General features: G+C 73.1%; 1 protein-coding gene. It reads right to left on the bottom strand.

Features of this window, described 5'->3' with window-relative positions; all coding sequences use genetic code 11:
- Window positions 1–934, bottom strand: a 934-nt coding sequence (locus RWX45_RS03025) for an FtsK/SpoIIIE domain-containing protein (protein WP_316022307.1), incomplete at both ends; no start/stop codon positions are given.

Raw genomic sequence — 934 nt, 5'->3', positions numbered from 1 at the left:
GCTCCGACAGGGCCTCCAGCGCCGCGCCGACGCCGCCGGACAGGTCGGAACCCGCCGTCACCGGCAGGGCCACCTGGGCGAACAGTTTGTCCGCCCGCAGCACCCGCCCCGGCGTATCCGCCCGCAGCGTGGCCGACAGCTTGCGCGCCACCAGAGAGTCCGCCGGATCATTGAGCCGCAACTCCAGACGGGTGCCCACCAAGGACTGCTGGGACATGCGCAGGTCGTTGCCGCGAGACAGTGTCATCACCGCATGCACCCCCAGGCCGCCACCGCGGCGCAGCACTTCATCGAGCGGATCCTCCAGCTCTGGGAAGTCCGAGCGCAGTAGGCCCAGACCGTCCACCAGCAGCACCGCGTCCGCGCTTGCCAACTCGGGCAGCTCCCCCGCGGCGTGCCGGGCGCGCAGCACTTCCAGGGAGTCGATGCGGTGTGCCGCAAGTACGCGTTCGCGCTGGTCCAGCATCGCCACGACCTCCTCCAGGACGCGGCGCATGCGCTCCCGGTCCCCGCGTGTGCCCATACCGCCCACATTCGGCAGCGCCGCCAGCCGGGACAATCCGCCACCGGTGGCATCCACCCCGTAGAAGGCGAGCCGGTCCGGGGGCAGCGTCACCGCGGCGGACGTGGCCAGCGTCCACAGGAAGGTGGTCCGTCCGCTCTGCGGCGCCCCGACGACGGCCACATGCCCGCCGCCCACCGTCAGATCCAACTCCCACGGTCGCTGCGCCTGGTGCGCGGGATCATCCTCCAACCCCACCGGCACCCTCAGCCCGGACCCGGACGGGGACGGCGCATGCAGGCCCTCGGCGTCGCGCCGCACCGGCCCACCGAGCACGGCCGTCAGCGGCAAGCGCGCCGGCAGCGGCCTCAACCACACCGGCGGCATCGGCTCGGCCGCTCGGCTCAGTTGCGCCACCACCGCCTCCACGAC

Source organism: Actinomyces sp. MRS3W (assembly GCF_032465695.1).
Lineage (GTDB): Bacteria > Actinomycetota > Actinomycetes > Actinomycetales > Actinomycetaceae > Actinomyces.
The sequence above is the reverse complement of the archived record's forward strand: the minus strand, read 5'-3'. Positions and strand labels throughout refer to the sequence as shown.